Source organism: Thalassovita taeanensis, from assembly GCF_900110775.1.
In the GTDB taxonomy this organism is placed as follows: domain Bacteria; phylum Pseudomonadota; class Alphaproteobacteria; order Rhodobacterales; family Rhodobacteraceae; genus Litorimicrobium; species Litorimicrobium taeanense.
In genome coordinates this window covers 227,068-236,870 of record NZ_FOEP01000006.1, presented here as the reverse complement: position 1 = coordinate 236,870, position 9,803 = coordinate 227,068, and the positions used below count along the sequence as shown (strand labels likewise).

The window sequence follows — 9,803 nt, the reverse complement described above, 5'->3', positions numbered from 1 at the left end:
CGGAACCGCCTGCCCGCTTGCTGCCATGATCGCGCGCACGATGTTGTGATACCCGGTGCAGCGGCAGATATTGCCCTCAAGGTGGTCGCGCACCTCGGTCTCGGACGGCTTCGGGTTGACCTTCAACAGCGCCGCCGCCGACATCACCATGCCCGGCGTGCAGAACCCGCACTGAAGCCCGTGATAATCCTGAAACGCCTGCTGCAACGTCGACAGCGTGCCGTCCGCCGCCGCCTGCCCCTCGATCGTCGAAACCTCGGCCCCCTCGGCCTCGGCTGCGAACATCGTGCAGGATTTCACCGCAACCCCGTCAACATGCACAACGCAGGCGCCGCATTGGCTGGTGTCGCAGCCAACATGCGTCCCCGTCAGCTCCAGCCCCTCGCGCAGAAACTGCACCAGAAGCGTGCGCCCCTCGATTTCCCCCGAAACCGGCGCCCCGTTCACTGTCATCGAAATTCGTGCCATCTTGCTCTCCCGGCTTGGTGCTTTCCCTGGCTGTTGGCGAAGTTAACCACGCGACTGACAGACTGAAAAGGGGCCATCGGGTCACAAACCCGCGCGGACCTTTCAGACACCGGCTTGATTTCGGTCAAAGTCACACACTGCGGCCTGTGTCATTCTGTTTATATGACACGCATCCTGATCCTCTATTTTTCGCGCAGCGGCACAACACGCGCCGTGGCACAGGCGCTGGCCACACGGCTGGGCGCCGATATCGAAGAGTTGCGCGAACCCCGCGCGCGCACCGGCATCGCGGGCTACCTGCGCTCCGCATGGGAGGCGCTGAAACAGCGCCACGTGCAGCTTACCCCGCCAACCCGCCGCGCAGAAGATTATGATCTGGTGCTGATCGGCAGCCCGACGTGGGCCGGGCACCTGTGCGCGCCGGTTCGCAGTTGGCTGCATACGGCCAAGCCCGACATTCGCCGCTATGCCGGGTTTGTCACCCAAGGCGGCAGCGGCGCCGAAAAGGTGCTGGCCGAGATGCAGACCCAACTGGGCACCCCGCCCGAGGCGACCCTGATCCTGACCGCAGGACAGGTGAACAAGGGGGAAATCGCGCCGCAGATCGAAACATTCGTGCAGGATCTGCGGCTCTGACGGCTCAGCCTGCGGCGCCCCGCTCGGCTCGCCGCGCCGCGCTCAACCCGCCGCGTGGCATCGGGCGCGTCGGAATTTCCTTCAGCAGGCCACCCACCCCCATCGCCGCAATATCCGCCCCGGTCACGGCAACCCCGCAGGCCACGCGCGACAGAACCCAATCGGCCCCGTTCAGTGCGGGCGCACGCGCGCACCCCGGCAAGCCGATCACCGGCCGCACCCCCAAAGCCCCCAGAAACAACAGGTTCCCCGGATCGACCGGCATCCCGAACCGCTCGACCACGCCGCCCGCCTGCCGCAGCGCGCGCGGCCCCACATCCTGAGCATCCGACGTGGCCGAGCCTGTCAGGATCAGCACCAGATCGCCCCGCGCCCGTGCCACAGCCTGCGCCAGCGCGGCTTCCTCGTGGCGACAGCTCAGCACCTCGCTCAGCTCCATGCCCAGCGCCGTCACCCGTGCGGCAATCGCCTCGCGCCCCTTGTCGCCCGCACCGCCGGGAATTTCAGTAATGATCAGCGACGCACTGCGCAGAACCGGCTGCGCCAGCCGCAGCGCGCCGTCGCCCAGCGCACAGGCCCGCGCCACGTCCGCCGCCGCCACGCCATATGAGATGATCTTGACCGTGGCGACCATGCCACCGGCACCCATCTGCTGAAACTCGGGCACCGTGGCCAGCGTGATCATCGGGTCCACCGCGTTCAGCGCCACCAATCGGTCGCGCTTCATCGTCACCACCCCCGGTCCGTCCGCCAGAATATTCACCCGCCCCGTGAACGCCTTGCTCAGCCGCAGCCCCGCCGCCCCCGGATCAGGCACCAGCGCGCGCGCCAATGCCTCTGCCGCCGCATCCTCATGCAGATCGCCAGGGTCCAGCCGCGCCACGGTCACCTGATCGTGGCCCGATTCGCGCAGCGCCATCAGGTCCGCCGGGTGCAGCACCACGCCCTTGCGCAGCCGCCGCCCCCCCAGATCGACGGAATGCGCCAGAATGGCCCCTTCGGCCTCGGCTACTGGAACAGCACCAAACTTCATCCGCGCCTCAAGACCATTGTGCATTGCGCCAGCACCGACAGCGCGATCTCTGCCGGGCTTGCAGCGCCGATGTCCAACCCCACCGGGCCGTGAATGCGCGCAATCTGCTGGTCGGTAAATCCCTTGTCCTGCAAACGAGCCACCCGTTTGGCATGGGTCCGGGTCGATCCCAGCGCCCCGATATAAAACGCCCCCGAGCCCAGCGCCGCCTCCAGCGCCGGATCGTCCAGCTTGGGGTCATGCGTCAGCAGCACCAGCGCCGTGCGCCCATCCAGCCCCAGCGCGTCGACCGCCTCGTCGGGCCAGTCGTTCAGCACCACCTCACCGGGGAATCGCGCGGCCGAGCCGAAACTGTCGCGCGGGTCGATCACCACCGGGTCATACCCCACAATCCGCGCCATCGGCACCAACGCCTGCGCAATATGCACGGCCCCCACGATGATCATCCGCAACGGCGGATTGTGAATGGCCACAAACACCTGCCCCTCGCCCTCGAAGCCTGAGCGATCCATGCGAAACCGCTCGTCGTAGCCCTCAGTCGCCAGTGATCGCGCGCCGCTCTGCAGATCCGCAACATAGGCCACCTGCCGCCGCGCCGCGCGTGCCGCCACCAGCGCCTCCAGCACCGGCACGGGCATCACGGCACCCACCGGTTCGACCAAAACCCGGATCGTGCCGCCACAGGCCAGCCCAACCGCGAAGGCATCGCCGTCGCTGACACCGTATTCCAGCAACCGCGGCTTTCCGTCCTCCAGCGCCTCCAGCGCCTCGACCACCACCGCGCCCTCGACGCACCCGCCCGAGACCGACCCCTCGATACCGCCCGCGCCCGAGATCGCCAGCTGACTGCCCACCCGGCGCGGCGCACTGCCCCACGTCTCCACCACCGTGGCCAGAACCGCGCCCTTGCCCTCTTGGTGCCAGCCCAGCGCCACCTCGGGGATCGTGTCAAACCTGTCCATGATGCTCCTCGCTCTGCTCTGTGTTCCGACCCGGCGCGGCACCGCGCCACCGCCCCGCCATTGGCGCCAGTTTTCACCGCCGATGCAATGGGGCGCACGCAAATACGCATCCCCCTACCCCGCGCCTCAGACCCCCGACTGAAGCGCCGCCATCAACCGCGCCTTCTCGCCACTGTCCCCGACCTGGCTGATGACCAGCGCCAATTCCTCCAGCGTGGCAATCGAATGCCCCGCCCGGAACGCATCCACATGCGGCAGCATTGCGGCAATCCCACGCGCCTTGGGCGCAAACCCGTCCCAGCGCAACAAAGGGTTCAACCAGATCAGCCGCCGCGACGACAGATGCAACCGCTCGATCTCGCGGCCCAGCGCGCCCGCATCCCCCCGGTCCAACCCATCGGTGATCAGCAACACCACCGCGCCCTGCCCCATGACCCGCCGTGACCAGTCGCGGTTGAACGCATGCAGACAATCGCCAATCCGCGTGCCGCCTTCCCAGTCCTGCGCCTGCGCCCCCGCGGCCTTCAGCGCCTGATCCACATCCCGCGTTGCCAGATGCCGGGTGATATTCGTCAGCCGCGTGCCAAAGGTGAAGGCATGCACCTTGGCCCACCCCGCCCCCTTCTCATTCGCCACCGCATGCAGAAAATGCAAAACCATCCGACTGTATTGGCTCATCGAGCCGGAAATATCGCACAGCACCACCAGATTTGGCCACCGCGGCTTTGGCGCCTGCAGCGCAATGCCGTGCACCTCGCCGCCGCGCCGCATCGACTGCCGCATGGTGCGCCGCCAATCCACCCGACTGCCGATCAGACTTGCCTGCCCCCGCCGTGACGGGATCGGCTTCACCGGCAGGCTCAGCCGCGCCAGCATCCGCTTGGCCTCGGCCACCTCCGCCGTGCTCATCTGCTCAAAGTCCAGCGTCCTCAGCCGCTCCTCGCTGGACATGGTCATCGAGGCATCGACCTCGATCATCGTCTCTTCCTCGCGCTCCGCCCCCTCCGGCAGATCGCGCTCCACCCCGTCCAGCAACGCCTCCGCCGCCCGCTTCTCCGCTGCCCGCGCCCGGCGTTCCTCCTGCACCCCGCGGATCGAGGGCAGCAGCATCGCCATCATATGCTCCATGAACCGCGGATCACGCCAATACAGCCGGAAAATCTGGCCAAACACCGCCCGGTGCTCGGGCCGGTTCACGAAACACGCGTGCAGCGTCCAATAGAAATCACGCTTGTCGGTGAACCCCGCCGCCTCGACCGCGCGAATGGCATCAATCACCCGCCCCGGCCCGACCGGCAGCCCCGCCTTGCGCAGCGCCCGCGCGAAATGCACGATGTTATGCGTCAGCTTCGGATCGTCCGGCAGTTCCAGATCAGGCAGCTCCACCATCCTACGCGGGCTCCAACCCCGCCTTGGCCTCATCCAGCAGCCGCTTCGCCTCTGAGCCCTGCAACCGCGCAATATCATCCTGATACTTCAGGATCGCGCCCAGCGTATCGGCGATCACCTCGGGGCTCAGATCTATCACATCCAGTGCCAGCAAACACTTGGCCCAATCAATCGTCTCCGCCACACCGGGTTTCTTGAACAGATCCTCGGTGCGCAGCCGCTGCACAAAGGCCACCACCTCGCGGCTCAATGCCTCTGCTGCCTCGGGCGCCCGCGCGTGCAAAATCTCCAGCTCGCGCTCGAAATTCGGGTAATCGACCCAGTGGTACAGACACCGCCGCTTCAGCGCATCATGCACCTCGCGCGTCCGGTTCGAGGTCAGGATCACAATCGGCGGCTCGGGCGCGCGGATCGTGCCCAACTCAGGGATCGTCACCTGAAAATCGCTCAGCGCCTCCAGCAGAAACGCCTCGAACGGCTCGTCGGTGCGGTCGATCTCGTCAATCAACAACACCGGCGCGCCGCCCACCTGTGGCCGCATTGCCTGCAACAGGGGCCGCTCGATCAGATACTCCTCAGTGAACAGCTCGGATTTCAGCGCATCCCGGTCCGCGCCGCCTGCGGCCTCGGCCGTGCGAATGGCGATCATCTGCGCGGCAAAGTTCCAGTCATAGACCGCGCTTGCCGCGTCCAGGCCCTCATAGCATTGCAACCGGATCAGCCGCCGCCCCAAAGCCGCGGCAATCGCCTTGGCAATCTCGGTCTTGCCGGTGCCCGCTTCGCCCTCCAGAAACAAAGGCCGCCCCAGTTTCAGCGCTAGAAACACCACCGTCGCCAGCGCCCTGTCACAGACATAATCCTGCCCCTCCAGCCGCTGCTGCACCTCGTCAATCGAACTCACCTGCACCATGATGTACCTCCCTCGCGCCAAACAGGCACCGCCACGCGGGTGGGGTCAAGCTCGACCAACGTAGCACCCCCCGGCGCTCCATCGCCCCTTGCCATTGTCGCTCGCCATCCTCCCTGTGCAAATACCGACGTAATACCGACGCAATACCGACGCGTTACCGAAAGCCCGTGCAAAACCCGGTTTTGATTGTTTCCATTTTAGAAAAAACCACTGCAAACATTGACGATTTCACACCGAAATGTCATGGTTTTGGAAAAGAACAAACGGCTACACTGGGGGTTCCACCTCCCAAAGCCAGCGGCGGGCAGAAACGATGCAACGGACACAACCGGACCAGACGGAGGCGGCGCCATGCGCGTAACCGCCGTCACCTGCGTGAAGAACGAAGGCCCTTTCCTGCTGGAATGGATCGCCTTCAACCGCCTGATCGGCGTCACAGATTTCCTTTTTTATTCAAACGATTGCACCGACGGCACCGACCGGCTGCTGGATGCGCTCGCCGCGCGCGGCCACCTGCGCCACCTGCCCAACCCCGCCCAAGGCCGCAACTATCAGATGGAGGCGCTTCAGGATGCCGCCAAGCAGGATATCGTGCAGAATGCCGATTGGGTCTGGGTCGCGGATGTCGATGAATTCCTCAACATCCACACCGGCGATCACACCATCCCCGCCTTGGTTAACGCCTGTGGCAATCCGCAGGCGATCTCGGTCAATTTCCAGTTTTTTGCCAATGACGATATCGAAGCCTTCGAAGACCGCCCCGTCATCGCCCAGTTCACCCGCTCGCACAATCCCGACCTGTGGTGCGGCGAATCCGCGATCGAGGTCAAGTCATTGGTCCGCAACGACTTTCCCCTGCACTACTACGGCGCCCACCGGCCGTTTTTCAAAGCCAAACTGCCGCAAAAACGCCGCCCAAGCTGGACCGATGGCTCCGGCAACCCGGTGCAGCACAAATTCCTCGTCGCCGCCAACCCCCGCCGCATCCGCAAGTTCCCCGCCCAAGGCGCCCGCGAGCTTGCCACGCTCAATCACTACGCCCTGCGCTCGCTCGACAGCTATCTCGTCAAGAACGACCGCGGTGATGTGAACCGTGAAAACCGTGCGTTTGATGATACTTACTGGCGCGAGCGTAACGATCCCGCCTGGACCGATCTCAGCATCCAGCGCTACCTGCCCGCGCTGGAAACCGCGCTGGCCGATCTGAAATCCGACCCCGAGATCGCCGCCCTGCACGCCGACACCGTCCGCCTGCATCTGGCCAAACGCGATGAATTGCTGGCGCAACCTGCCTATCAGGACATGCGCGACCACCTGCGCGGCGCCAGCAAACTCCCCCCGCAGGAAGAGGCGCTTCTGGCCAAGCTGGGGCTGAGCATATGACCCGCCTGCGCGTTGTTAATCTGGGCCTGCCGAAATCCGGCACGACCACGCTGGCCCGCGCGCTGAAACTGGCCGGTCTGAAGGTGGCCGATTACCGTATCCGCCGCCGCCAGACCGATGACGCCAGCCTGCATCAGGCCTTTGTCGGGCAGGTCCTTTATGATGGTTATTTCCATACTGGCGATCCGCTTTCCGCGCTTGAGGGCTTCGATGCCTTCACTGAAATCAATGTCTTACGCGAGGGGCTGTCGCTGTGGCCGCAGATGGATTGGGGCCTGATTGATGCCATCCGCCGCCACCATCCGGGCACCAAATTTCTTGCCTCGTCGCGCGATCCACGGCAGCTGTCCGACAGCATGCTGCGCTGGTCCAATCTGGGCATTGAACGCCTGCCCAACAACTCCATCCCCGGTCTGCCAAAGGGCTTTGGCCAAACCACGCTCGAGCGGGTGCAATGGATCAAGGCGCACTATGCCCATCTGCGCCAGCTTTTCCGTGATGACAGTGATTTTCTGGAGTATGATGTGAGTGACAGCGACGCGGCAACCAAGATCAGCGCCCATATCGGCGTGCCCCTGACATGGTGGGGCAAGGCCAATCGCAACCGTACCGCCCAAGCAATCACAGCCGGGGCCGTCTGATGCGGATCTATATTCATATCGGGATGGAGCATGTCGGTGCCGACCGCCTGCAACGGGTCATGGCCGACAAGCGCGAACAGCTGGCGGGCAAAGGCATCCTGTTTCCCCGCGCGCTTGGCCCGCGCAACCACACCCGGCTGTTCATGGCCGTCACCGACCCCGATCACATCGACCCGCTGCGCTTCAATCGCGGCTTCATCACCGGCGACAAACAGGCCGGGCTTTATGCCGAGGTCGCACAGGCGCTGGCCCGTGATGTTGCCGCGACCACGCCGCACACAATGATCTTGTCGTGCAGTCAGCTTGGCGCCTCGCTTGCCCGCCCGTCCGAGATCCAGCGGCTCAAGGCGCTGCTGGCGCCGCTGTCGGATGACATTCGCATCGTCGCCCATATTGACGAACAGGGCCGCCTTCTGGCTCGCCACTATGCCGCACAGCTGATGGAAGGCCGCGCCACCTCGCTTGAGGTCGAGCTTGAGATGGCGGGCACCGCCGACTGGTGGGATGACGCCCTGTTGGACGCGCATAAAATTGTGCCGCAAAACGGCCAGTTCCTTGAAACCCAATGCCCGGCCTTCTGGCTGGACTACCCCCGCATGGTGCAGGAATGGGAACAGGTCTTCGGCCCCGGCACCGTTGCCCTGCGCCCCTATGACGAGACGCTGTTTTATTCGGAGGCCGCCACCGATGAAATCCGCGCCGCCTTCGGTATCGAAGACACCCTTGGCCGCGCCAGCCCCGACACGCCGCCGCAACAACCCTCAGCCGCATGGCTGGCCCGCGGGCGGCAGATGAACGAGCTGCTGCTCAAGGTGCTCAGCACCTCGGACCGGCTGCTGCCGCGCCAGCTGTGGCGTAAATTCATCGGCGAAATTGCCGTGCCCGGCGATCCCATCCCCCCCGGCAGCCTTGTTGCAGTGTCCAAAACCTTTGAGACGGCGAACAAGGATCTGCGCAAGGCCCACCCCGCCCTGACCGAAGCCTGCCTGAAACGCGACCGCGCCCGCCCCGCGTGGACCGAGGCCGACCCGACCCGCGGCTTTCGCCCCACGCAATACCTGTTGGCGTTCCTGTGGCGCATCGACAAGGCCACCAACGACGCGCGCAAGACCAAGGCCGCCGATATCGCCCGGCTGAATGACACGCCCGCAGAAGGTTCGGCGCCCGCCCCTGTCCCCGCGCCCCAAGCCGCCGTGGCGCAAGCCAGCGCGCTCATGACACCGCTGGCGATGCAGAATTACGAAAAGCTCAAAACCTCGTCCTTCCGTCCGCACAACCGGATCGGCCCCAGCGACGAAGATCAGCCCGGCCCCGCCTATACCCCCGTTGCCCCGCGCGACCTGCCGCCGGGCAATTCCGGCAACGTTATCGTTGGCTGCATGAAGAACGAAGCGCCCTATATTATCGAATGGGTCGCCTATCACCGCGCCATCGGCGTCGACAACTTCCTGATCTACACCAACGGTTGCGAGGACGGCACGACCGAAATCCTTGACCGGCTTCAGGAAATGGGCGTGCTGCAACACCGCAACAACGACAACTGGAAAGGCAACTCGCCGCAGCAATACGCGCTCAATCAGGCGCAGAAAGAACCCGTGCTGATCAACGCCGAATGGATCATCCATATCGACGTGGACGAGTTCATGAACGTCCGCACCGGCAACGGCACGCTGGCCGATTTCTTTGCCCACACACCCGATGCCACCAACGTGGCGATGACCTGGCGGCTGTTTGGGCACAACGGCGTGACCGACCTGTCCGATGATTTTGTCGTTGATCAGTTCGACACCTGCGCACCGAAATTCTGCCCCAAGCCCCACACAGTCTGGGGTTTCAAGACCATGTTCCGCAACATCGGCGCCTACGAGAAGATCAGCTGTCACCGCCCCAACAAGCTGGATGAAAAATTCCGCAAACGGGTGAAATGGGTCAACGGATCGGGTCAGGACATGACCAAAGAGGCCGCCGACAACGGCTGGCGCAGTTCGAAGAAATCCATCGGCTATGACCTGCTGCAACTCAACCACTATGCCCTGCGCAGCGCCGAAAGCTTTCTGATCAAACGTCAGCGGGGCCGCGCGCTGCATGTGGATCGCTCGATCGGGCTGAACTACTGGATCCGCATGGATTGGTGCGACTTCAAAGACCTCACCATTCAGCGCAACACTCCCCGCCTGCGCGCCGAATATGACCGGCTGATGGCCGACGACACCCTGCGCCAGTGGCACCAAAGCGGGCTGGACTGGCACCGCGCCAAGGCCGATGAACTGCACCAGAACCCCGAGTTTCAGGAACTGTACGACCAGGCCCTGAAGCTCAAACTCAACGAGACAGAGCGCGTCGCCTATGCACTGGCGCTGGATATGGAAAGCTAGGGCAAG

General features: G+C 64.4%; 9 protein-coding genes. 4 read left to right on the top strand and 5 right to left on the bottom strand.

Going from position 1 to position 9,803, the window contains the following annotated elements; translation table 11 throughout:
• Positions 1-468 (bottom strand): (2Fe-2S)-binding protein (locus tag BSF79_RS10835; protein WP_090269931.1); only part of this gene is annotated, 468 nt, incomplete at its 3' end.
• Between the two features lie 162 nt (positions 469-630).
• Here BSF79_RS10835 and BSF79_RS10830 point away from each other — a divergent pair.
• Positions 631-1,104, top strand: coding sequence for a flavodoxin family protein (locus BSF79_RS10830; protein ID WP_090269909.1), 474 nt, complete (start codon positions 631-633; stop codon positions 1,102-1,104).
• Positions 1,105-1,108: 4 nt separating this feature from the next.
• On the opposite strand, the gene BSF79_RS10825 is transcribed toward BSF79_RS10830, so the two are convergent.
• The 4 genes from BSF79_RS10825 to BSF79_RS10810 form a co-directional block, all read right to left on the bottom strand.
• Positions 1,109-2,137: a molybdopterin-binding protein gene (locus tag BSF79_RS10825; protein WP_090269908.1), complete on the bottom strand. Its 1,029-nt coding sequence runs from the start codon at positions 2,135-2,137 to the stop codon at positions 1,109-1,111.
• Positions 2,134-3,099: an XdhC family protein gene (locus BSF79_RS10820; RefSeq protein WP_090269907.1), complete on the bottom strand. Its 966-nt coding sequence runs from the start codon at positions 3,097-3,099 to the stop codon at positions 2,134-2,136. The genes BSF79_RS10825 and BSF79_RS10820 overlap by 4 nt, the downstream gene beginning before the upstream one ends.
• A 126-nt stretch (positions 3,100-3,225) precedes the next feature.
• A complete protein-coding gene (locus BSF79_RS10815; RefSeq protein ID WP_090269906.1) occupies positions 3,226-4,488 on the bottom strand; it encodes a vWA domain-containing protein in 1,263 nt (420 codons plus the stop codon).
• A 1-nt stretch (position 4,489) separates the two neighbouring features.
• Positions 4,490-5,398 carry an AAA family ATPase gene (locus BSF79_RS10810; protein WP_090269905.1) on the bottom strand — a complete coding sequence of 303 codons (909 nt, stop codon included), beginning with the start codon at positions 5,396-5,398 and terminating at the stop codon, positions 4,490-4,492.
• A 351-nt stretch (positions 5,399-5,749) separates the two neighbouring features.
• On the opposite strand from BSF79_RS10810, the gene BSF79_RS10805 reads away from it, so the two are divergent.
• Genes BSF79_RS10805 through BSF79_RS10795 form a run of 3 tightly spaced genes read left to right on the top strand, consistent with a single transcriptional unit; the run spans position 5,750 to position 9,797 of the window.
• Positions 5,750-6,781, top strand: coding sequence for a glycosyltransferase family 2 protein (locus BSF79_RS10805; RefSeq protein WP_090269904.1), 1,032 nt, complete (start codon positions 5,750-5,752; stop codon positions 6,779-6,781).
• Complete coding sequence (locus BSF79_RS10800; RefSeq protein WP_090269903.1) at positions 6,778-7,422, top strand: sulfotransferase family protein; 645 nt, start codon at positions 6,778-6,780, stop codon at positions 7,420-7,422. The genes BSF79_RS10805 and BSF79_RS10800 overlap by 4 nt, the downstream gene beginning before the upstream one ends.
• Positions 7,422-9,797 carry a glycosyltransferase family 2 protein gene (locus BSF79_RS10795; protein ID WP_090269902.1) on the top strand — a complete coding sequence of 792 codons (2,376 nt, stop codon included), beginning with the start codon at positions 7,422-7,424 and terminating at the stop codon, positions 9,795-9,797. The genes BSF79_RS10800 and BSF79_RS10795 overlap by 1 nt, the downstream gene beginning before the upstream one ends.
• The last annotated feature ends 6 nt before the right edge of the window (positions 9,798-9,803 follow it).

Excerpts from the sequence above, each read along its gene's own strand:
- BSF79_RS10820 (WP_090269907.1), bottom strand. The coding sequence starts at position 3,099 with ATGGACAGGTTTGACACGATCCCCGAGGTGGCGCTGGGCTGGCACCAA.
- BSF79_RS10795 (WP_090269902.1), top strand. The coding sequence starts at position 7,422 with ATGCGGATCTATATTCATATCGGGATGGAGCATGTCGGTGCCGACCGC.
- BSF79_RS10805 (WP_090269904.1), top strand. The coding sequence starts at position 5,750 with ATGCGCGTAACCGCCGTCACCTGCGTGAAGAACGAAGGCCCTTTCCTG.
- BSF79_RS10830 (WP_090269909.1), top strand. The coding sequence starts at position 631 with ATGACACGCATCCTGATCCTCTATTTTTCGCGCAGCGGCACAACACGC.
- BSF79_RS10800 (WP_090269903.1), top strand. The coding sequence starts at position 6,778 with ATGACCCGCCTGCGCGTTGTTAATCTGGGCCTGCCGAAATCCGGCACG.
- BSF79_RS10815 (WP_090269906.1), bottom strand. The coding sequence starts at position 4,488 with ATGGTGGAGCTGCCTGATCTGGAACTGCCGGACGATCCGAAGCTGACG.
- BSF79_RS10810 (WP_090269905.1), bottom strand. The coding sequence starts at position 5,398 with ATGGTGCAGGTGAGTTCGATTGACGAGGTGCAGCAGCGGCTGGAGGGG.
- BSF79_RS10825 (WP_090269908.1), bottom strand. The coding sequence starts at position 2,137 with ATGAAGTTTGGTGCTGTTCCAGTAGCCGAGGCCGAAGGGGCCATTCTG.